The 21459-nt window shown below is 73.0% G+C and carries 16 protein-coding genes; 9 read left to right on the top strand and 7 right to left on the bottom strand.

Annotated elements, in window-relative coordinates; translation table 11 throughout:
- Nucleotides 1-101: 101 nt before the first annotated feature.
- The 6 genes from trpC (at nt 102) to lgt (ending at nt 5579) form a co-directional block, all read left to right on the top strand.
- Nucleotides 102-911 carry an indole-3-glycerol phosphate synthase TrpC gene (gene trpC, locus QFZ82_RS29235; RefSeq protein WP_307715989.1) on the top strand — a complete coding sequence of 270 codons (810 nt, stop codon included), beginning with the start codon at nt 102-104 and terminating at the stop codon, nt 909-911.
- 7 nt (nt 912-918) lie between these two features.
- Nucleotides 919-1185, top strand: a complete 267-nt coding sequence (trpM, locus tag QFZ82_RS29240; RefSeq protein WP_307715990.1) for a tryptophan biosynthesis modulator TrpM — start codon at nt 919-921, stop codon at nt 1183-1185.
- Between the two features lie 263 nt (nt 1186-1448).
- A complete protein-coding gene (gene trpB / locus QFZ82_RS29245; protein WP_307715991.1) occupies nt 1449-2741 on the top strand; it encodes a tryptophan synthase subunit beta in 1293 nt (430 codons plus the stop codon).
- Nucleotides 2738-3553: a tryptophan synthase subunit alpha gene (gene trpA / locus QFZ82_RS29250; protein ID WP_177148762.1), complete on the top strand. Its 816-nt coding sequence runs from the start codon at nt 2738-2740 to the stop codon at nt 3551-3553. The genes trpB and trpA overlap by 4 nt, the downstream gene beginning before the upstream one ends.
- A 63-nt stretch (nt 3554-3616) precedes the next feature.
- Entirely contained in the window at nt 3617-4456 is an 840-nt protein-coding gene (locus QFZ82_RS29255; RefSeq protein WP_307715992.1) for a thioredoxin domain-containing protein, read from the top strand.
- 115 nt (nt 4457-4571) lie between these two features.
- Nucleotides 4572-5579: a prolipoprotein diacylglyceryl transferase gene (lgt, locus tag QFZ82_RS29260; RefSeq protein ID WP_307715993.1), complete on the top strand. Its 1008-nt coding sequence runs from the start codon at nt 4572-4574 to the stop codon at nt 5577-5579.
- 81 nt (nt 5580-5660) lie between these two features.
- Here the strand turns inward: lgt and QFZ82_RS29265 are convergent, their stop codons facing one another.
- The 7 genes from QFZ82_RS29265 to QFZ82_RS29295 form a co-directional block, all read right to left on the bottom strand.
- On the bottom strand, nt 5661-6464 hold the full coding sequence (locus tag QFZ82_RS29265) for a CoA ester lyase (RefSeq protein ID WP_307715994.1): 804 nt from the start codon (nt 6462-6464) through the stop codon (nt 5661-5663).
- Complete coding sequence (locus tag QFZ82_RS29270; RefSeq protein ID WP_307715995.1) at nt 6461-7675, bottom strand: CaiB/BaiF CoA-transferase family protein; 1215 nt, start codon at nt 7673-7675, stop codon at nt 6461-6463. The genes QFZ82_RS29265 and QFZ82_RS29270 overlap by 4 nt, the downstream gene beginning before the upstream one ends.
- Nucleotides 7672-8559, bottom strand: coding sequence for a ribokinase (gene rbsK, locus QFZ82_RS29275; protein WP_307715996.1), 888 nt, complete (start codon nt 8557-8559; stop codon nt 7672-7674). The genes QFZ82_RS29270 and rbsK overlap by 4 nt, the downstream gene beginning before the upstream one ends.
- On the bottom strand, nt 8556-9992 hold the full coding sequence (locus QFZ82_RS29280) for an ADP-ribosylglycohydrolase family protein (protein WP_307715997.1): 1437 nt from the start codon (nt 9990-9992) through the stop codon (nt 8556-8558). The genes rbsK and QFZ82_RS29280 overlap by 4 nt, the downstream gene beginning before the upstream one ends.
- Nucleotides 9989-11239 (bottom strand): ADP-ribosylglycohydrolase family protein, encoded by a 1251-nt coding sequence (locus tag QFZ82_RS29285; RefSeq protein WP_307715998.1) that lies wholly within the window; start codon nt 11237-11239, stop codon nt 9989-9991. Before QFZ82_RS29285 ends, QFZ82_RS29280 begins: the two co-directional genes overlap by 4 nt.
- Nucleotides 11240-11314: 75 nt before the next feature.
- Nucleotides 11315-12448: an ADP-ribosylglycohydrolase family protein gene (locus QFZ82_RS29290; protein WP_307715999.1), complete on the bottom strand. Its 1134-nt coding sequence runs from the start codon at nt 12446-12448 to the stop codon at nt 11315-11317.
- 434 nt (nt 12449-12882) lie between these two features.
- Nucleotides 12883-13935, bottom strand: coding sequence for an ADP-ribosylglycohydrolase family protein (locus QFZ82_RS29295; RefSeq protein ID WP_307716000.1), 1053 nt, complete (start codon nt 13933-13935; stop codon nt 12883-12885).
- A gap of 219 nt (nt 13936-14154) precedes the next feature.
- On the opposite strand from QFZ82_RS29295, the gene QFZ82_RS29300 reads away from it, so the two are divergent.
- The 3 genes from QFZ82_RS29300 to QFZ82_RS29310 all read left to right on the top strand — a co-directional run bounded on the left by QFZ82_RS29300 (nt 14155) and on the right by QFZ82_RS29310 (nt 21314).
- On the top strand, nt 14155-14883 hold the full coding sequence (locus tag QFZ82_RS29300) for a VIT1/CCC1 transporter family protein (protein WP_307716001.1): 729 nt from the start codon (nt 14155-14157) through the stop codon (nt 14881-14883).
- A 418-nt stretch (nt 14884-15301) separates the two neighbouring features.
- A complete protein-coding gene (gene gltB, locus QFZ82_RS29305; protein WP_307716002.1) occupies nt 15302-19861 on the top strand; it encodes a glutamate synthase large subunit in 4560 nt (1519 codons plus the stop codon).
- Nucleotides 19854-21314, top strand: coding sequence for a glutamate synthase subunit beta (locus QFZ82_RS29310; RefSeq protein ID WP_307716003.1), 1461 nt, complete (start codon nt 19854-19856; stop codon nt 21312-21314). The genes gltB and QFZ82_RS29310 overlap by 8 nt, the downstream gene beginning before the upstream one ends.
- Nucleotides 21315-21459 lie beyond the last annotated feature (145 nt).

The raw sequence follows: 21459 nt of genomic DNA on the forward strand, positions 1-21459 counted from the left end.
GTGGGACAGCGGCCGACCGGATGAGGACCCCGGGCGCTCCTGCGGATACCATCGAGTTGGCTGATCCTCAACCATCACCGTCCCGGAAGGGGGCCGCTCGCGTGAGTGTGCTCGACGAGATCATCGAAGGTGTGCGCGCCGACATGGCCGAGCGGCAGGCGCGTGTCAGCCTCGAGGAGCTCAAGGAGCGCGCCGCCAAGGCTCCGGCGGCCAAGGACGGCGTGGCCGCCCTGCGTGGTGAGGGCGTCAAGGTGATCTGCGAGGTCAAGCGCTCCAGCCCCTCCAAGGGCGCGCTCGCCGCGATCGCCGACCCGGCGGGACTCGCCGCGGACTACGAGGCGGGCGGCGCGGCCGTCATCTCCGTGCTCACCGAGCAGCGCCGCTTCGGCGGATCGCTCGCCGACCTGGAGGCCGTACGGGCCAGGGTCGACATCCCGGTGCTGCGCAAGGACTTCATCGTCACCGCGTACCAGCTGTGGGAGGCGCGCGCGTACGGCGCCGACCTGGCGCTGCTGATCGTCGCCGCGCTGGAGCAGGAGGCGCTGGTCTCCCTGATCGAGCGTGCCGAGTCCATCGGCCTCACCCCGCTGGTCGAGGTGCACGACGAGGACGAGGTCGAGCGCGCCGTGGACGCCGGGGCGAAGATCATCGGCGTCAACGCCCGTGACCTGAAGACGCTGAAGGTCGACCGCTCCACGTTCGAGCGGGTCGCCCCCGAGATCCCGGCGCACATCGTCAAGATCGCCGAGTCCGGCGTGCGCGGTCCGCACGACCTGATCGCCTACGCCAACGCGGGCGCGGACGCCGTGCTCGTCGGCGAGTCCCTGGTGACCGGTCGCGACCCCAAGTCGGCCGTCGCCGACCTGGTGGCGGCGGGTGCCCACCCCGCGCTGCGGCACGGGCGGGACTGAGCCCGAGATGACCGCCGTCCGCCGCCGCCGTGCCACCACGGGCTCGCGTCCGGGCGCCGTCGGCGTGCCCGCGGCGACGGTGACCCCGGCGCACGGCCCGTACGCGCGCCTGGCCCGCGGCTGCCGGCCGCGCGGCTGCCGGGCGCCGGCGCGGCGGGTGCACGGGCGACGGGTGCGGTACGTCATCGGCGACGAGCCGGGTCAGGTCAACGGGATGCGATGGCGCGGGGCGCGTCGGCGGGGTTTCCTTCCCCACCCGGCCCCTTCCCGCTGACCTGGGGCGCTGCCCCCGGTTCCCCCCCCCCGCGCCTCAATCGCCGGCGGGGCTGACTTTGTCAGCCCGTCTGGGGGTCCCTCCCACGGCCGCCAGGCCGTAGAGGGAGATCGAGGACACCGCGCGAAGCGCGGTACGGGGGCAGAGCCCCCGGTTCCGGGAAGGGCGGGGTGGGGGACAGGGCCCGCCGCAGGCGCACAGCAGCCGCATCCCACCCGACACGTCCCGGGGCCACGCGCCCCGAAACAAGGAGCAGCGTCGCCATGTCCAGCGACTACTTCATCCCCGACCCCGAGGGTCACGTCCCCAGCCCCGCCGGCTACTTCGGCGACTTCGGCGGGAAGTTCATCCCCGAAGCCCTCGTCGCCGCCGTCGACGAGGTCGCGGTCGAGTACGAGAAGGCCAAGTCCGACCCCGCCTTCGCCGCCGAGCTCGGCGAACTCATGGTCAACTACACCGGCCGCCCCAGCGCCCTGACCGAGGTGCCGCGCTTCGCCGAGCACGCCGGCGGCGCGCGGGTCTTCCTCAAGCGCGAGGACCTCAACCACACCGGCTCGCACAAGATCAACAACGTGCTCGGTCAGGCCCTGCTCACCCGGCGCATGGGCAAGACCCGCGTCATCGCCGAGACCGGCGCCGGTCAGCACGGTGTGGCCACGGCCACCGCGTGTGCGCTGTTCGGGCTCGAATGCACCATCTACATGGGCGAGATCGACACCCGGCGGCAGGCGCTCAACGTCGCCCGCATGCGGATGCTCGGCGCCGAGGTCGTCGCCGTGAAGTCCGGCAGCCGCACCCTCAAGGACGCCATCAACGAGGCGTTCCGCGACTGGGTCGCCAACGTCGACCACACCCACTACCTCTTCGGCACCGTCGCCGGCCCGCACCCCTTCCCGGCGATGGTGCGCGACTTCCACCGGGTCATCGGCGTCGAGACCCGGCGCCAGATCCTGGAGCGCGCCGGCCGCCTCCCGGACGCCGCTGTCGCCTGCGTCGGCGGCGGGTCGAACGCCATCGGCCTCTTCCACGCCTTCATCCCGGACACGGGCGTCCGCCTGATCGGCTGCGAGCCCGCCGGGCACGGCATCGAGAGCGGGGAGCACGCGGCCACTCTCACCGCGGGCGAGCCCGGCATCCTGCACGGCTCCCGTTCCTACGTCCTCCAGGACGACGAGGGCCAGATCACCGAGCCGTACTCGATCTCGGCCGGGCTCGACTACCCGGGCATCGGCCCCGAGCACTCGTACCTCAAGGACACCGGCCGCGGCGAGTACCGCGCGGTCACGGACGACGCCGCCATGCAGGCGCTGCGGCTGCTGTCCCGTACCGAGGGCATCATCCCGGCCATCGAGTCGGCGCACGCGCTGGCCGGTGCCCTCGAGGTCGGCCGCGAGCTCGGCAAGGACGGACTGATCGTGGTCAACCTGTCCGGCCGCGGCGACAAGGACATGGACACCGCCGCCCGTTACTTCGGGCTGTACGACACCGACGCCCAGGTCGAGGCCGACGCCTCCGCCGACAACGGCGCCGCCGAGATCCAGGGGGACGCGAAGTGAGCGGCAACATCCGGCTTCTGAGCGACACGCTCGCGGCGGCGAGGAACGAGGACCGGGCGGCGCTCATCGCGTACCTGCCCGCCGGCTTCCCGACCGTCGAGATCGGCATCGAGGCGGTCAAGGCCGCGTTCGACGGCGGCGCCGACGTCGTCGAGGTCGGTCTGCCGCACAGCGACCCGGTCCTCGACGGGCCGGTCATCCAGACCGCCGACGACATCGCCCTGCGCGGCGGGGTCCGGATCGCCGACGTGATGCGCACGGTCCGCGAGGCCCACGCCGCCACGGGCAAGCCGGTGCTCGTGATGACGTACTGGAACCCGATCGACCGGTACGGCGTGGAGCGCTTCACCGCCGAGCTCGCCGAGGCGGGCGGTGCCGGGTGCATCCTGCCCGACCTGCCGTTCGAGGAGGCGGGCCTGTGGAGGGAGCACGCGGAGAAGCACGGCCTCGCCACCGTCTTCGTCGTCGCTCCGAGCAGCAAGGACGAGCGCCTCGCCAAGATCACGGCGGCCGGTTCCGGCTTCGTGTACGCGGCCTCCCTGATGGGCGTCACAGGCACCCGTGAGTCGGTCGGCGCCCAGGCCCAGGACCTGGTGGCACGCACCCGTGCCACCACGGACCTGCCCGTCTGCGTCGGACTCGGCGTCTCCAACCCGCAGCAGGCCGCCGAGGTCGCCTCCTTCGCCGACGGCGTGATCGTCGGCTCCGCCTTCGTCAAGCGCATGCTCGACGCGCCGGACGAGACGGCGGCCGTCGACGCCGTACGGGAACTGGCGGGCGATCTCGCCCGTGGAGTGCGCGGCAGCGCGTAGCTCGTACGGGTGGATGTGGGACCGGGGAGGCGAGCCGACGCCTCCCCGGTTCGTTTGCGGTTTGTGAGCGAGAACCAAGAACGTAAGCGGACCGCACGCGAGCGGCTCCAGCAGGAACGGGCACAGGACCGGGCGCGCGAGAAGCGCAGGCGGACCTTGATCGTGGCCGCGGCCGTGGTCGGCGTCCTCGGCCTGGCCGCCGTCGTCGGCCTGATCGCGGCGAACAGCGGCAAGGACGAGGACGGCCCGGCTGAGGCCGGTCCGCTCTCGGCACCGAGCGGTGCGCAGGGAGAGGAGCAGCTCGCGATCCCGGTCGGCGCGAGCGACGCGCCCTCCACACTGACGGTGTGGGAGGACTTCCGCTGCCCGGCCTGCGCCCAGTTCGAGAACGCCCTGCGGGACACGATCCACGAGCTGGAGCAGGCCGGCGAGATCAGGATCGAGTACCGCCTCGCCACCCTCATCGACGGCAACATGGGCGGCAGCGGCTCGCTGCGCGCGGCGAACGCGGCGGCCTGCGCCCAGGACGCCGGAAGGTTCACCGCCTACCACGACGTGCTGTTCGTCAACCAGCCGCCGGAGCCGGACGACGCCTTCGCGGAGAACGACAGGCTCATCGAGCTCGCCGGCAAGGTCGAGGGCCTGGACACGCCCGCCTTCCGCAGCTGCGTCGAGGACGGCAAGCACGACAGCTGGGTCCGGAAGTCCGACGAGGCCTTCCAGAAGGGCGGCTTCTCGGGCACGCCGACCGTGCAGCTCAACGGGGAGTCGATCTTCCCGCAGAAGGGCAAGGAGCAGATCTCCGTGGCCAACTTCAAGAAGTGGGTCGAGGAGGCCAACAAGGGCAAGAAGCCCGGCACCCAGCGGCCCACCGGGGCGTCCCCCGGCGCGCCGGCCTCCTGACCGCCTCCGCCGGTCCGCGGCCCCGGCGCACGACCGGGAGGCGCGCGCTCGTTACCCATACGTTGCCGGGTGGGTTGCCGTACGTCCCACCCGGCACGGTAGCGTCGGTGCTGCCATGGACATCGCCTACATTCCCAGCCCGTCGACCGGAGTGGTGCATCTCGGACCGCTTCCGCTGCGCGGCTATGCCTTCTGCATCATCATCGGCGTCTTCGTAGCCGTCTGGTTCGGCAACAAGCGCTGGATCGCCCGGGGCGGCAAGGCCGGTACCGTCGCCGACATCGCCGTGTGGGCCGTGCCCTTCGGCCTCGTCGGCGGCCGGCTCTACCACGTGATCACCGACTACCAGCTGTACTTCAGCGAGGGTGAGAACTGGGTCGACGCCTTCAAGATCTGGGAGGGCGGCCTCGGTATCTGGGGCGCGATCGCGCTCGGCGCCGTCGGCGCCTGGATCGGCTGCCGCCGCCGGGGCATCCCGCTCCCGGCGTGGGCCGACGCCCTCGCACCCGCGGTCGCCTTCGCGCAGGCCATCGGCCGCTGGGGCAACTGGTTCAACCAGGAGCTGTACGGCAGGGAGACCGACGTCCCCTGGGCCCTGAAGATCACCGAGGGGCCGAACCGCGAGGCGGGCCTCTACCACCCGACGTTCCTCTACGAGTCCCTGTGGTGCATCGGCGTCGCGCTGCTCGTGATCTGGGCCGATCGCCGCTTCAAGCTGGGCCACGGCCGGGCGTTCGCGCTCTACGTCGCCTCGTACTGCGTGGGCCGCGGCTGGATCGAGTACATGCGGGTCGACGAGGCGCACCACGTGCTGGGCCTGCGGCTCAACGTGTGGACCTCGATCGTGGTCTTCCTGCTGGCCGTCGTCTACATGGTGGTCTCGTCCCGGCTGAGTCCGGGCCGCGAGGAGATCGTGGAGCCCAGTGCGGTGGACCTGGCGAAGCCGTCGGGGGACGCCGATCCCGAGTCCGCGGCCTCCGACCCCTCGAGCGCCGATGACTCGGAGGCGGACGGCGTCACCGACGACGCGGCAAAGGACACGCCCACGGACGCCGCCGGGGCGCCGGACGGCGAGGACCCCGCGAGTGCGGACGCGGACGCCAGGCCGGCCGGCAAGGGCTGACGACCGACCCGTGACGAAGACCGCCGGAGGCGATGCCTCCGGCGGTCTTCGCGTTTCCCGGCGTCGGGCCCGCGGGGCCCGTCAGGGATCCCAGTCCCGTGCCGCGAGGTCCAGCGTGCGCTGCGCCGCCGCCACGACCGCCGCGTCGACGAACCGCCCGTCCGGCAGGGCCATCGCGCCCGCGTCCGACGCGGCCGCCTTCACGATCTCCTCGGCTGCCTCGATCTCCTGCGGCGTCGGCCGGTACGCGCGCTCGATGACCGGCAGCTGACGGGGATGGATGGCCGCGCGGCCCAGGAAGCCGAGGGAACGGCCGTGGGCGCACGAGGCGTGCAGCGCGTCGAGGTCGACGATGTCCGGGAACACGGACTGCGTCGGAGGCGTGAGCCCGGCCGCGCGGGCCGCGACCACCGTGCGGGTGCGCGGCCAGTCCAGGCCGGTGTCGCCGCGTACGCCGAGGTCGGCGCGGAGATCGGACTCGCCGAGTGCGATGCCCCGGACCGCGTCGTGGGCCGTGGCGATGGCGTACGCGTGCTCGACGGCGAGCGCCGACTCCAGCAGCGCGTACAGGGGGACGCCCGGTGCCGCGGCCGCGACCTGCTGGATGTCAGTGGCGTATGCGACCTTGGGAACACGCAGAGCTGTCAGACCGGGCAGCCCTGCGAGGGTCTCGACGTCCAGGGGGGAGTTGATGCGGACATGGACCGGCAGGGGCAGGTGGGAGGCGAGCAGTTCGGCCGTGGCGGCGAGGGCGTAGTCCTTGCGGCCCTGGGCCACCGCGTCCTCGAGGTCGACGATGACGACGTCGGCGCCGGAGGCGATGGCCTTGTGGACGACGTCGGGGCGGTCTCCGGGGGCATAGAGCCAGGTCAGGGGGAAGGTCATAGCGCTCCTTCGGTGCGGAGTGCGGTGATGTCGGCCGGGGTGAGGCCCAGTTCGGCGAGGACCTCCTCGGTGTCGGCGCCGTGCGGCCGGCCGGCCCAGCGGATGGCGCCGGGGGTGTCGGAGAGCCGGAAGAGGACGTTCTGCATACGCAGCGGGCCGAGCTCCGGGTCCGGGACCTCGGTGATCGTCCCGAGCGCCTGGTACTGGGGGTCGGAGACGATGTCGCGGATGTCGTAGACCGGGGCGATCGCCGCTTCGGCCTTCTCGAAGGCTGCCACGGCGTCGGCGCGGGTGTGCCGGGCGATCCATCCGCCGACCGCGGCGTCGAGCAGATCGGCGTGCTCGGCGCGGCCGCTGCCCGTGGCGAACCAGGGTTCGTCGACCAGCTCGGGACGGCCGACCAGGTGCATGACCCGTTCGGCGACGGACTGGGCGGAGGTGGAGACGGCGAGCCAACTGCCGTCCGCCGTGCGGTAGATGTTGCGGGGGGCGTTGTTGCGGGAGCGGTTGCCGGTGCGCGGCTGGACATAGCCGAGCTGGTCGTACCAGAGCAGCTGCGGCCCGAGCACGGCGAGGATCGGCTCGATGATCGCCATGTCGACGACCTGGCCACGGCCGGTGGTGGTACGGGCGGCGAGCGCGGTCATGACGGCGTAGGCGGTGGCGAGCGCGGCGACGGAGTCGGCGAGGCCGAAGGGGGGCAGGGTGGGCGGGCCGTCGGGCTCGCCCGTGGCGGCGGCGAATCCGCTCATCGCCTCCGCGAGCGTCCCGAAGCCGGGCCGGCGGGAGTACGGCCCGAACTGGCCGAAGCCCGTGACCCGGGTCAGGACGAGACGGGGGTTGGCCTCGTTCAGTTCCTCCCAGCCGAGGCCCCACTTCTCCAGGGTGCCCGGGCGGAAGTTCTCGACGACCACGTCGGCGGTCCGCGCGAGCCGCAGCAGCGTGGCCCGGCCGCCGGGGGTGGACAGGTCCAGGGTGACGTTGCGCTTGTTGCGGCCGAGGACCTTCCACCACAGCCCGACGCCGTCCTTGGCGGGACCGTGGCCACGGGACGGATCGGGGCGGGTGGGGTGCTCGACCTTGATCACCTCGGCGCCGAAGTCGCCGAGCAGCGTGGCGGACAGCGGACCGGCGAAGAGGGTGGCCAGGTCGAGGACGCGGAGGCCGGCCAGGGGAGCGGACAGGGTGTCCGGTGCGGAGGGCGGGGTCATGAGGCGGCGTCGATCTCGGGACGGTACGGCATGGAGGTGGACGCTCCTGGGCGTTGGACGGACAGGGCGGCGGCGGTGGAGGCCCATGCCAGGGCCTCGGGGACCGGTTTGCCTTCCCCGAGGGCGACGGCGAGGGCCCCGACGAAGGTGTCGCCCGCCGCGGTGGTGTCCACGGCGGTGACCTGCGGTGCGGGGACGGCGACGGGGTCGGCGTCGCGGGCGGCGTACAGGCAGCCCGCCGCGCCGAGGGTGATGACGACCTCGGGGACCTGCCGCAGCAGGGCCTCGGCGGCTCCGTGCGGGTCCGCGACTCCGGTGAGCGTGGCCGCCTCGTGTTCGTTGGGGACCAGCAGATCGGTGACGGCGAGGAGGTCGCGCGGCAGCGGCTGTACGGGAGAGGGGGTGAGCACGGTGCGTACGGCATGCCGGTGAGCGGCCTCGGCGCCGTCGAGCACGGCGCTGAGCGGAAGTTCGAGTTGCAGGAGGAGGATGCCGGCGGTGGCGATGAGGGCTTCGTCGCCGGGGGTGAGACCGGTCACGGTGCCGTTGGCGCCGGGGATGACGACGATGGAGTTCCCGCCGTCGTCGTCGACGACGATGTGCGCGGTGCCCGAGGGGCCCTCCGCGGTGCGCAGGAGGTCGATGTCGACGCCGGACGCGTCGAGGGTGTGACGGAGCACGTCGCCGAACTCGTCGGAGCCCACGGCGCCGATCATGGTGACGTCGCCGCCCGCGCGGGCGGCGGCCACGGCCTGGTTCGCTCCCTTGCCGCCGGGGATCGTACGGAACTCCCGTCCCGTGACGGTCTCTCCCCGCTTCGGGGCCTGCGCGACGTAGGCGACGAGGTCCATGTTGGTGCTGCCGAGCACCACGATGCCGGTCATGGGCGGAGTGCCTCCTTCAGCGTGAGACGGGCGAGGGCGTCGAAGCCGGTGCCGTCGAATCCGGCGACGGACGTGGACAGCCGGTTCTTCAGCGGGGCCGTCCAGCGGTCCGGCAGCCGGTCGGGGTGACCGGCGAGCAGCCCGGTGAGCGAACCGGCCGTCGCACCGTTCGAGTCGGTGTCGAGTCCGCCGGAGACGGCACGGCAGATGGAGCCGGTGAAGTCGCCGTCGGCGTGGGTGAGGGCTGCGGCGAGCAGAGCGGCGTTGGGCAGGGCGTGCACCCAGTGGTACGAGCCGTAGGCCGCGTGGACGAGGTCGACGGCACGGTCGAAGTCGGCTTCCGCACGGGCCGCCCGGACGCCGAACCGCACGGCGCGGGCGAGTCGGGAGCGGGGCGGGACGACGGTCAGGCCGGCGGCGATCGCCTCGTGCACGTCGGCGGTGCCGCCGGCTGCCGCGGCGATGGCGGCGGCGGTGAACATCGCGCTGTACACGCCGTTCGCGGTGTGGGTGAGGACGGCGTCGCGGTACGCCTGCTCGGCCGCGGCTGCGGGATCGCCGGGGTTGGTCCAGCCGTGCGCGTCGGCCCGGATCGCGGCGCCGATCCATTCGCGGAAGGGGTTGCGGAAGGTGGCGGTGAGCGGCGGCTCGATGCCGGAGAGGAGGTTGCGGTAGGCGACGCGTTCGGCGGTGAAGGTCCGTCCGGCGGGCAGCTCGTCCAGCCACAGGGCGCCGAGCTGCGCCGTGGTGAACGCACGGCCGTGGCGCCGGAGGAGCACCAGCGCGAGGAGGGGGTGGTTCAGGTCGTCGTCCTCGGGCATGCCGTCGATGTTCTCGGCGAGTGAGGTGGCGGCGCTGCGCCGGTTCCACGGGTGGGCGGCGGCGAGTTCGGCGGGCAGGCCCCTGGCGGTGAACCAGGTGGTGAGCGGCCAGTTGCCGGTGGCGCGGCCGATGTCGCGGATGGCGTGGAGGGGCAGCTTCTCGACGGGCTTTCCCAGCAGGCATCCGACGGCTCGGCCGAGCCAGGCGGCGTGCAGGGCGTGCTCGTCCACGGCCGGGCGCGCTGCCCCGGCGGACGGATGCCCGTCGGCGTCGCGGACCGAAGGGCCCGCCGGACGGGGTGCGGTGCCTGCCGGGTGGGGTGCGGGCCACTCCGGGCAGGCCGCGACGACCGACGGCCAGTCCGTCGGCTCGTCGTCCGCCGACGGCGAGGGGAGCATGGCCAGTTCGTCGAGCAGCGCTTCCGCGAGCGTCCTCAGTTCCGGGCGCGGGGCCGGGGAGGCGCCCGCGCGGGGCGGGGCGAGCATGCCGCCGGCGGCCAGCCAGCGGGCGCGGACGGCCGTCGTGTCGCGGCCGTCCTGTTCCGCCTGCCGCAGCTCGTGCCCGACGAGGTCCTCGGGCTGCACCCAGGACAGACGCAGCAGACCGGTCATCGCGCGTCCGTCAGCTCGGCGAACGCCGCCTCGTGGGCACGGCGGCGGGCCAGGTCCCGGAGGTGGATCTCGCGGGCCACGGCCGTCAGCTCCAGGGCGGGCGCGTGCAGGTCCACGCGGCTGGCCTCGGCGACCCGCTCCGCCCACTCCCGCGGCACCGCCGCCTCGCCGTGCAGCGCGCCCGCGATCGCGCCCGCCATCGTCGCGATGGAGTCGCAGTCCCGGCCGTAGTTGACGCAGGACAGGACCGTACGGCGGAAGTCGCCGTCGCAGACCAGCAGCATGCCGAGGGCGATCGGCAGCTCCTCGACCGCGTGCAGACGGGACGGCCTCCGGGCCCCCAGGGAGGGGGAGCGGTAGTCGGGACCGACGGTGTCGAACGGGGCCACCGCGGCCCGCAGGGGGCCGAGCGCCGACTCGAAGTCCGAGTGCCCGGCGGCGGCTTCGGCGACGGCCTCGATGGCGGCCTGGGTGCCGTCCTTGGCGAGGGCGAGCGCCGCGTCGACCACGGTGGCGGGTGTCGCCTCCGGCAGGCAGGCCGCGGCGACGGCGGCCGCGAAGACGCCCGCCGCCTCGCGGCCGTACGAGGACTGGTGCGCGCCGGCGATGTCGAGGGCCTCGTGGTAAGCCGCCGTCGGATCGGCCGCGTTGACGAGGCCGACCGGGGCCATGTACATCGCGGCACCGCAGTTGACGATGTTGCCGACGCCCGCCTCGCGCGGGTCGTTGTGCCCGTAGTGCAGGCGGTGGACGATCCATTTCTCGGCGAGGAAGACCCGGTGCAGGGGGAGGGTCTCGGCTTCGAGTTCGGGGATCCAGCGGGTGTTGGAGATCAGGTCCGGGACGAGGTGGTCGGCCACGGCGTAGGCGTCGAGGTGGTCGCGGACGGTGGCGTAGACCCGGACCAGGGCGTGGGTCATCAACGTGTCGTCGGTGATGTGGCCGTTGCCCTTGTGGTACGGGGCGAGAGGGCGTGCGGTGCGCCACTCGTCGCCGTTCCAGGGCCCGACGATGCCGTCGATGCGGCCGCCGTGCCGTTCGACGATCTGCTCGGGGCTGTAACCCTCGACGGGGCCGCCGAGCGCGTCGCCGACGGCGGCGCCGACGAGGCTGCCCGTGAACCGGTCGTCGAGTGAGGGGGGCGGGGGAGTCGTCCGCTCTGCCGGGGTCGCGCTCGTCCCGCTCGTCCCGCTCGTCGCGGTCGCCGCGGTCGCCGCGGTCGCCGTGTTCGCCGTCGCTGTCGTCATGCCCGGATTGTCCCCCTGGTGCGACGGTTGGCGGAGCACCGCGCGCCCGGATTCGGCCGTGGCCCCTCGGCTGCCCTACAGCGCGTCGTCGAGCAGACCGGCGAGTTCGACGAGGTCGGTGCCGGCGAGGTGGGGCAGGGCGCAGCCCGCCAGGGTGCGGCAGGTGTCGCGCCACGTGCCGGGTACGCAGTCGCCGCCGCCGAGCACGCCGGTGAGCGCGCCGGCCAGCGCGGGGGCGGAGTCGGCCACACGGGAGAGGCAGGCCGCGGCGGGCACGGCCTCGGCGACCCGGCCGCGGGCTGCGGTGGTGACGGCGAGCGCGACGGGGACGGTCTCGGCCGCGGCGATGCCGTAGCTGTAGACGTGGTCGACGATCTGATGCTCCAGCAGGGGCACGAGCTCGAACGCGCCGTCGGCCTCGCGGGCGAGTTCGACCGCGTGGCGCGCGTTGCGGCCGATCTCGGTGGACTCCGGGAGCTGGGCGAGGGCGGCCCCGACCGTGGCGTCGACGGACGCGCCGCCGAGCGCCGCGGCGACGGCGGCGGCCATGGCGCGGGCGCCGTGCACGCCGTCGCCGTCCTGGGTGTAGCGGGCGTCGAACTCGGCGAGTTCAGCGGCCGCGGCCGGGTCGCCGGGGTGCACGACGGCGAGTACGGCGGCCCGTACGCAGGCCGCGTCGTCGAAGTAGTGCGGGTTGTCGTGACCGGTGGCGGGCGGGCGCAGTCCGGTCGCGAGGTTGCCCAGCCCGGCGCGTACGGAGATGCGGGCGCGCAGGGGGAGTACGGCGGACTCGACCTCGACGGCGCGGTCGGCGGCCGCGGCGACCTGGCTGGCGAGGGAGTTCCAGGCCAGGTCCACGGCGGCGCGCAGGCGGCGGCCGGGGGCGAGCCCGCGGAAGTGGTCCCCGCAGGCGGTGAGCACGGTCCCGGCGGCGAAGGCGGCCCATTCGGCGTCGTCGGAGGGGCCGAGCCGCAGGGGCTCGGGGGGCTGGTTGAGGGCGATGGGGACGGGGAGGGTGGTGGTGGCGTTGTACTCGGCGAAGGTGTCGAGCTCGCGGGTGAGCCGACGGGTCCACTCGGGCATGCGGCCGGCGCGGTGCCGGGCGGCGGGCCAGCCGGCGGCGTCACCGGCGGCGAGCCCGAGGAGCAGCCCTTCGACGGGGCGCGGGGAGGTGGGGGTGGCGGGCGGCGCCGCGTGGCTTTCCCCCACCCCGCCCCTTGCCGAAACCGGGGTCGGGCCCCCGGACACCCGTGGCCTCCCCGCCGGGCCCGCACCGAGCCGGCCCCCGCACCCCGGGGAGTGCGTTGCGTGCGCTGCCGGCAGCGGGTCTTCGGGTGGGTGCGTGTCGAGGGGGCCGCCGGGCCGCCGGGGGGCGTGGGCGGTGTGCGCCGCCGACGGCGCGTCCGCGCCGAGCCGGCCGCGGGGCCCCGGGCGCCTGGTGTGTGTCGCCGACGGCGCTCCTTCGGACGCCCCCGCGAGCCGGCCCCCGGGCCCCGGGGGCTTCGCGTCCGCCGCCGGCGCCGCGTCCGCGACGGGATGGTTCCCCGAGCCCCGGGGGTTGCGCGCCGGCGGCCCGTCCTCGCCCTGACCGTCCCCGGGGGCCCGGGCCCGCTGCTCGCCGCGGGGGCTGTCGGGCCGGGGTGTCATCGGGCCGGGGGCGGGGTCAGGAGCGTCGCCACGTCCAGGACGTGGTGGCCGCGCATGGACGGGAGGCAGGTGCCGCGGACCGGGCCGATCGCCGACGACCATGCGTCCGGGATCGCCCCCGCCCCGGACACCGCTCCCGCCAGCGCGCCCGCCACCGCCGCCGTCGTGTCCGCGTCGCGGCCCATGTTCACCGCCGTGAGCACCGAGCGGCGGAAGTCCCCGCGCGCCGCCGCGAACGCGCCGAAGGCCAGGCCCACCGCCTCGGGGGCCAGGTCGGTCCAGGGGTAGCCGCCGATCACCACCGTCGAGCGGATCGCCCGTTCCATGGACAGCACGTCCGGGTAGGCGCGGCCCGCCGCCACGACCGCGCGGCGCATCGAGCGGGCCGTCCACGAGTCCATGGGGACCACCGACAGCGCCGCCCCGATCACCCCGGCCGGGCCCGCCCCGCCCATCGCCGCCGCGACCCCGGCCGCGACCGCCCGGCCTCCGTAGATGCCCTCGCCGTCGTGGCTGACGCTGCCGTCGATCGTCACCAGCCGGGCCGCCTCCTCGGGCTGCCCGGCCGCGAAGACGCCGAACGGCGCCGCCCGCATCGCCAGGCCGTCGCTCCACGCGTGCCGGTGCTGCGCCGAGATCGGGGCGGCGAGTCCGCGGCGCAGGTTCTCCAGCGTGCCCCGCTCGCTGAAGCCGGCCCCGCGGAAGGGGCCCTCGTCCAGGTCCGCGATCCACTCGTGCCAGGCCGACTCGACGTGCGCGACGGTCAGCTCCGAGCCGTGCCGGGCGAGCAGCAGGCCCGAGAAGATCGCGTACTCGGTGTCGTCCGTGCCCGCGGGGTCGTCGCTGACGAAGCCCTCGATCCGGCCCCAGCGGCGGCGGATCTCGGAGGGCCGCAGGTTCTCGGCGGGCGCGCCGAGCGCGTCGCCGACCGCGAGGCCGAGCAGCGCGCCGCGCGCGCGGTCGTGCAGGTCCGCGGCGGGAGGCGCGGCGGCGGCCGCCTCGCCCGTGACCACCGGGGCGGCCGTATACGACTCGGTCAGCAACTCCATGGAAGGGGCCCTTTCGCGCGCGCGAGCCTGTTCCCGGATGTCTGCCACGCCCCGCCCGCGAAACAGCCAGAGAAACGTTTCTGTCACCCGGGTTGCCGCACCCTCCCGGTCCGGGTAAGTAAAGCCTGCCTTGCTGGCGCGCCCCTTACATCCTGCGTATTTTCGTGGGTGTTGAGGGGGCGCGGGCCCGTCGGGTCCGCTGCCGGAGAGGGGAGAGCTGTGTCCATCATCGAAACCGAGGCCACGCTTCACGAGGCGCACCGCGACAATCACACGCACCGTGACGTGAACGGCGGCTGGCTGCGCCCGGCGGTGTTCGGCGCGATGGACGGGCTCGTGTCCAACCTCGCCCTGATGACCGGCGTCGCGGGCGGAGCGGTCTCGCAGCAGACCATCGTCATCACGGGACTGGCCGGACTCGCGGCGGGAGCGTTCTCGATGGCCGCGGGCGAGTACACCTCCGTCGCCTCGCAGAGGGAGCTGGTCCAGGCCGAACTCGACGTCGAGCGGCGGGAGCTGCGCAAGCACCCGGTCGACGAGATGGAGGAGCTCGCCGCGCTCTACGTCGCCCGCGGCGTCGAGCCCGCGCTCGCCCGCGAGGTGGCGATGCAGCTCTCCCGGGACCCCGACCAGGCGCTGGAGATACACGCCCGCGAGGAGCTGGGCATCGACCCCGACGACCTGCCGTCGCCCACCGTCGCCGCCGTCTCGTCCTTCGGGTCGTTCGCGCTCGGCGCGCTGCTGCCGGTCCTGCCGTATCTGCTCGGTGCGAGCGCCCTGTGGCCGGCCGTGCTGGTCGCCCTCGTCGGGCTCTTCGCCTGCGGCGCGCTGGTCGCCCGGGTCACCGCCCGCAGCTGGTGGTACAGCGGGCTGCGCCAGCTCGCGCTGGGCGGGGCCGCCGCGGCCGTCACCTACGGTCTGGGCATGCTCATCGGCGGCGCGGTCTGACCCCGACCATGCGGAATCATCCGCACCGGCCCAAGTCAAGGGCCGGTGCGGTGGCATTTTCGGGCTCCGTCACGGACCCTGTGACGTACGTCCTCTCCTCGAACAGGGCTCGGGATGAGACACTATGCACAGAGCTACATAAGTAGCCGTTACCCGGCGGTTTCAATGCTGTAATCGCGGGGCATGAGCCGTAGGCGCTGCGGGCAACGAAGCCCGCTCCTGCGATGGTCCTCCGAATCCCGATCTGTCCGGTTCCTCGGCTGTGACCCACCCTTCACCGCTTGGCGCGGTGTCCGCATGCTGGAATGAGCTATCCGCTTTCCGAGAAGCACTCCATCATGTAACCTGCACGAAATTTCGCGGAGGGCCAACGTCGTCCCTCGGCACTGCACATGCCACGACGACGACGGGAGAGCCGATGCGTTCCGACGCCTGGTCGCCCATGGACGGTCGCCCCGCCCCCCAGGGGATGTACGACCCCCGTAACGAACACGACGCCTGCGGTGTCGGGTTCGTGGCCACCCTCACCGGTGTAGCCAGCCATGAGCTGGTCGAGCAGGCGCTGACCGTACTGCGGAACCTCGAGCACCGCGGCGCCACCGGATCCGAGCCGGACTCCGGCGACGGCGCCGGCATCCTGATGCAGGTACCGGACGCCTTCCTGCGCGAGGTCGCCGGGTTCGACCTCCCCGAGGCCGGCTCCTACGCCGTCGGCATCGCCTTCCTTCCCGCCGACGGCTCCGCCCAGGCCGTCTCGCGGATCGAGACGATCGCCGCCGAAGAGGGCCTGAACGTCCTCGGCTGGCGCGAGGTCCCCGTCACGCCCGACCTCCTCGGCAACGGCGCCCGCGCCACCATGCCCGCCTTCCGCCAGCTCTTCGTCGCCGACGGCGAGAGCAGCGGCATCGCGCTGGACCGCAAGGCCTTCGTCCTGCGCAAGCGCTCGGAGCGCGAGGCCGGGGTGTACTTCCCCTCCCTCTCCGCCCGCACGATCGTCTACAAGGGCATGCTGACCACCGGCCAGCTGGAGCCCTTCTTCCCGGACCTGTCCGACCGGCGCTGCGCCACGGCCGTCGCGCTCGTCCACTCCCGGTTCTCCACGAACACCTTCCCGAGCTGGCCGCTGGCCCACCCGTACCGCTTCGTCGCGCACAACGGCGAGATCAACACGGTCAAGGGCAACCGCAACTGGATGCGCGCCCGTGAGTCCCAGCTCGCGACCGGACTGTTCGGCGAGGGCGCCCTGGACCGGATCTTCCCGGTCTGCACCCCCGACGCCTCCGACTCCGCCTCGTTCGACGAGGTCCTGGAGCTGCTCCACCTCGGCGGGCGCTCGCTGCCGCACTCCGTGCTGATGATGGTCCCCGAGGCGTGGGAGAACCACGACTCCATGGACCCGGCCCGTCGCGCCTTCTACCAGTACCACTCCACGATGATGGAGCCCTGGGACGGCCCGGCCTGCGTCACCTTCACCGACGGCACGCAGGTGGGCGCCGTGCTGGACCGCAACGGTCTGCGCCCCGGCCGCTACTGGGTCACCGACGACGGACTCGTGGTCCTGTCGTCCGAGGTGGGCGTGCTGGACATCGACCCCGCGAAGGTCGTCCGCAAGGGCCGCCTGCAGCCCGGCAAGATGTTCCTCGTCGACACCGCCGAGCACCGCATCATCGAGGACGACGAGATCAAGTCCGCCCTCGCCGCCGAGGCCCCCTACGCCGAGTGGCTCGAGGCCGGCGAGATCGAGCTCGAGGACCTCCCCGAGCGCGAGCACATCGTCCACACCCATGCCTCGGTCACCCGCCGCCAGCAGACCTTCGGCTACACCGAGGAGGAGCTGCGCGTCCTCCTCGCACCGATGGCCCGCTCCGGCGCCGAGCCGATCGGCTCCATGGGCACCGACTCGCCGATCGCGGCCCTCTCCGAGCGCCCGCGGCTGCTGTTCGACTACTTCACCCAGCTGTTCGCGCAGGTCACCAACCCGCCGCTGGACGCCATCCGCGAGGAGCTCGTCACCTCGCTGTACTCCTCGCTCGGCCCCCAGGGCAACCTGCTGGAGCCGACCGCCGCGTCCTGTCGCAGCGTCACGCTGCCCTTCCCGGTGATCGACAACGACGAGCTGGCCAAGCTCATCCACATCAACGCCGACGGCGACATGCCGGGCATGACTGCCGCCACGCTCGCCGGCCTCTACCGGGTCTCCGGCGGCGGCGACGCGCTGGCCGCCCGGATCGAGGAGATCTGCGCCGAGGCGGACGCCGCCATCGAGAACGGCGCGCGCCTGATCGTGCTCTCCGACCGGCACTCGGACGCCGAGCACGCGCCGATCCCGTCGCTGCTGCTCACCTCCGCCGTGCACCACCACCTCATCCGCACCAAGCAGCGCACCCAGGTGGGTCTGCTGGTCGAGGCCGGCGACGTCCGCGAGGTGCACCACGTTGCGCTGCTCATCGGCTACGGCGCCGCCGCGGTCAACCCGTACCTGGCCATGGAGTCCGTCGAGGACCTGCTGCGCGCCGGTACGTTCATCGAGGGCATCGAGCCCGAGAAGGCCATCCGCAACCTGATCTACGCCCTCGGCAAGGGCGTCCTCAAGGTCATGTCCAAGATGGGCATCTCCACGGTCGCCTCCTACCGCGGCGCGCAGGTCTTCGAGGCCGTCGGCCTGGACGAGGCGTTCGTCGAGAAGTACTTCAACGGCACCGCCACCAAGATCGGCGGCGCCGGTCTCGACGTCGTCGCCAAGGAGGTCGCCGCCCGCCACGCCAAGGCGTACCCGGCCTCCGGCGTCCCCTCCGCGCACCGCGCGCTGGAGATCGGCGGCGAGTACCAGTGGCGCCGCGAGGGCGAGCCGCACCTGTTCGACCCCGAGACGGTCTTCCGCCTGCAGCACGCCACGCGCAACAAGCGGTACGACATCTTCAAGAAGTACACGGACCGCGTGAACGAGCAGTCCGAGCGGCTCATGACGCTGCGCGGCCTGTTCGGCTTCAAGAGCGACCGTGAGCCGATCTCCATCGACGAGGTCGAGCCGGTCAGCGAGATCGTCAAGCGCTTCTCGACCGGCGCCATGTCGTACGGCTCCATCTCCAAGGAGGCGCACGAGACCCTCGCCATCGCCATGAACCAGCTGGGCGGCAAGTCCAACACCGGTGAGGGCGGCGAGGACCCAGAGCGCCTGTACGACCCCGAGCGCCGCTCGTCCATCAAGCAGGTCGCCTCCGGCCGCTTCGGTGTCACCAGCGAGTACCTGGTCAACGCGGACGACATCCAGATCAAGATGGCCCAGGGCGCCAAGCCCGGCGAGGGCGGCCAGCTGCCCGGCCACAAGGTCTACCCGTGGGTCGCCAAGACCCGGCACTCCACCCCGGGCGTCGGTCTGATCTCGCCGCCGCCGCACCACGACATCTACTCCATCGAGGATCTGGCCCAGCTGATCCACGACCTCAAGAACGCCAACCCGGCCGCGCGCATCCACGTGAAGCTGGTCTCCGAGGTCGGTGTCGGCACGGTCGCCGCGGGTGTCTCCAAGGCGCACGCGGACGTCGTCCTCATCTCCGGCCACGACGGCGGTACGGGCGCTTCCCCGCTCACCTCGCTGAAGCACGCGGGCGGCCCCTGGGAGCTCGGCCTCGCCGAGACCCAGCAGACGCTGCTGCTCAACGGCCTGCGCGACCGGATCGTCGTGCAGACCGACGGCCAGCTGAAGACCGGCCGCGACGTCGTCATCGCCGCGCTGCTCGGCGCCGAGGAGTTCGGTTTCGCGACCGCGCCCCTCGTCGTCTCCGGCTGCGTCATGATGCGCGTGTGCCACCTGGACACCTGCCCGGTCGGCATCGCCACGCAGAACCCGGTGCTGCGCGAGCGGTTCTCCGGCAAGGCCGAGTTCGTCGTGAACTTCTTCCGGTTCATCGCCGAAGAGGTCCGCGAGATCCTCGCCGAGCTGGGCTTCCGCAGCGTCGAGGAGGCCGTCGGCCACGCCGAACTGCTCGACACCACGCGTGCCGTGAACCACTGGAAGGCGCAGGGCCTCGACCTCGCCCCGCTCTTCCACGTGCCCGAGCTGCCCGAGGGCGCCGTGCGCCACCAGCTGACCGAGCAGGACCACGGCCTGGAGAAGGCCCTGGACAACGAGCTCATCGAGCTGGCCGCCGACGCGCTGAACGCGGCGAGTGCCGAGGACGCCCAGCCGGTGCGCGCGCAGGTCGCGATCCGCAACATCAACCGCACCGTCGGCACCATGCTCGGCCACGAGGTGACGAAGAGGTTCGGCGGCGCTGGTCTGCCCGACGACACCGTCGACATCACGTTCACGGGCTCCGCGGGCCAGTCCTTCGGCGCCTTCGTGCCGCGCGGCATCACGCTGCGCCTGGAGGGCGACGCCAACGACTACGTCGGCAAGGGCCTGTCCGGCGGCCGGATCGTCGTCCGCCCGGACCGCGGCGCCGACCACCTCGCCGAGTACTCGACCATCGCCGGCAACACCATCGCGTACGGCGCGACCAGCGGTGAGCTGTTCCTGCGCGGCCGCACCGGCGAGCGGTTCTGCGTCCGCAACTCGGGCGCGACCGTCGTCTCCGAGGGCGTGGGCGACCACGGCTGCGAGTACATGACCGGCGGCCACGCGGTGGTGCTCGGCGAGACGGGCCGCAACTTCGCGGCCGGTATGTCCGGCGGCATCGCGTACGTGATCGACCTCGACCGGGACAACGTCAACTCCGGGAACCTGGAGGCGATCGAGGCCCTGTCCGACGCCGACAAGCAGTGGCTGCACGACGTCGTGCGCCGCCACCACGAGGAGACGGGCTCGACCGTCGCCGAGAAGCTTCTCGCCGACTGGACCGCGAACGCGGACCGGTTCAGCAAGATCATCCCGACCACGTACAAGGCAGTGCTCGCCGCCAAGGACGCCGCTGAGCTCGCCGGTCTCTCCGAGCAGGAGACCACCGAGAAGATGATGGAGGCGGCGACCAATGGCTGACCCCAAGGGCTTCCTGACCACCGGGCGCGAGGTCGCCAAGACCCGTCCGGTCGAGGAGCGCGTCAAGGACTGGAACGAGGTCTACCAGCCCGGCTCCCTGCTGCCGATCATCAGCAAGCAGGCCGGCCGCTGCATGGACTGCGGCATCCCGTTCTGCCACAACGGCTGTCCGCTCGGGAACCTCATCCCCGAGTGGAACGACTACGCCTACCGCGAGGACTGGTCCGCCGCGTCCGAGCGGCTGCACGCGACCAACAACTTCCCGGAGTTCACCGGTCGTCTGTGCCCCGCTCCCTGCGAGGCGGCGTGCGTGCTGGGCATCAACCAGCCCGCCGTCACCATCAAGAACGTCGAGGTCTCCATCATCGACAAGGCGTGGGACTCCGGTGACGTGACCCCGCAGCCGCCGGAGCGCCTGTCCGGCAAGACCGTCGCGGTCATCGGCTCGGGCCCGGCGGGCCTGGCCGCCGCCCAGCAGCTGACCCGGGCGGGCCACACGGTCGCCGTGTACGAGCGTGCCGACCGCATCGGCGGCCTGCTGCGGTACGGCATCCCCGAGTTCAAGATGGAGAAGGTGCACATCAACCGGCGCATCGAGCAGATGCGCGCGGAGGGCACCAAGTTCCGCACCGAGGTCGAGATCGGCCGTGACATCGACGCCGCGAAGCTGCGGCGGCGGTACGACGCGGTCGTCATCGCGGCCGGTGCGACCGTCTCGCGCGACCTGCCCGTTCCGGGCCGGGAGCTCAAGGGCATCCACTTCGCGATGGAGTACCTGCCGCTCGCCAACAAGGTGCAGGAGGGCGACTTCGTCGCTCCTCCGATCACCGCCGAGGGCAAGCACGTCGTCGTCATCGGCGGCGGCGACACCGGCGCGGACTGCGTCGGCACGGCCCACCGGCAGGGCGCGGCGTCCGTCACGCAGCTGGAGATCATGCCGAAGCCGGGCGAGGAGCGGTCGGCGGGGCAGCCGTGGCCGACCTTCCCCATGCTCTACAAGGTCACCTCGGCGCACGAGGAGGGCGGCGAGCGGGTCTACTCCGTCTCGACCACCCACTTCGAGGGCGACGAGGACGGCAACGTCCAGTTCCTCCACCTCGTCGAGGTCGAGTTCGTCGACGGCAAGCTGGAGCAGAAGCCGGGGACGGAGCGGAAGATCCCCGCGCAGCTGGTCACCCTCGCCATGGGCTTCACCGGCACGGACCGGGCCAACGGTCTGGTCGAGCAGTTCGGCCTGGAGCTCGACGAGCGCGGCAACATCGCGCGCGACGCCGACTTCGCGACGAACGTCGACGGTGTGTTCGTGGCGGGCGACGCGGGCCGCGGCCAGTCGCTGATCGTGTGGGCGATCGCCGAGGGCCGCTCGGCGGCGCGCGGAGTGGACCGCTACCTGACGGGGGCGAGCGAACTGCCCGCCCCGATCCGCCCGACGGACCGAGCGCTGACGGTCTGACGCGGATCCCTTGATCGTCCCGTACAACGGCGTGCGGAACTGATCGCGGCGCCTGCCCCTGTCCCCGACCGGACGGGCAGGCGCCGCGGTGCGTCCGGGCCCGGGGCGGTTGCCCCGGGCCCCTGCGTCGAGGGGGCTGCCCCCG

Source organism: Streptomyces sp. V4I23 (assembly GCF_030817975.1).
Taxonomy (GTDB): Bacteria; Actinomycetota; Actinomycetes; order Streptomycetales; family Streptomycetaceae; genus Streptomyces.

Coding starts and splice junctions, on each gene's coding strand:
- QFZ82_RS29265 (WP_307715994.1), bottom strand. CDS start 6,464: ATGACCTTCCCCCTGACCTGGCTCTATGCCCCCGGAGACCGCCCCGAC.
- QFZ82_RS29285 (WP_307715998.1), bottom strand. CDS start 11,239: ATGACGACAGCGACGGCGAACACGGCGACCGCGGCGACCGCGGCGACC.
- lgt (WP_307715993.1), top strand. CDS start 4,572: ATGGACATCGCCTACATTCCCAGCCCGTCGACCGGAGTGGTGCATCTC.
- QFZ82_RS29270 (WP_307715995.1), bottom strand. CDS start 7,675: ATGACCCCGCCCTCCGCACCGGACACCCTGTCCGCTCCCCTGGCCGGC.
- QFZ82_RS29280 (WP_307715997.1), bottom strand. CDS start 9,992: ATGACCGGTCTGCTGCGTCTGTCCTGGGTGCAGCCCGAGGACCTCGTC.
- trpB (WP_307715991.1), top strand. CDS start 1,449: ATGTCCAGCGACTACTTCATCCCCGACCCCGAGGGTCACGTCCCCAGC.
- trpM (WP_307715990.1), top strand. CDS start 919: ATGACCGCCGTCCGCCGCCGCCGTGCCACCACGGGCTCGCGTCCGGGC.
- QFZ82_RS29295 (WP_307716000.1), bottom strand. CDS start 13,935: ATGGAGTTGCTGACCGAGTCGTATACGGCCGCCCCGGTGGTCACGGGC.
- gltB (WP_307716002.1), top strand. CDS start 15,302: ATGCGTTCCGACGCCTGGTCGCCCATGGACGGTCGCCCCGCCCCCCAG.
- QFZ82_RS29310 (WP_307716003.1), top strand. CDS start 19,854: ATGGCTGACCCCAAGGGCTTCCTGACCACCGGGCGCGAGGTCGCCAAG.
- rbsK (WP_307715996.1), bottom strand. CDS start 8,559: ATGACCGGCATCGTGGTGCTCGGCAGCACCAACATGGACCTCGTCGCC.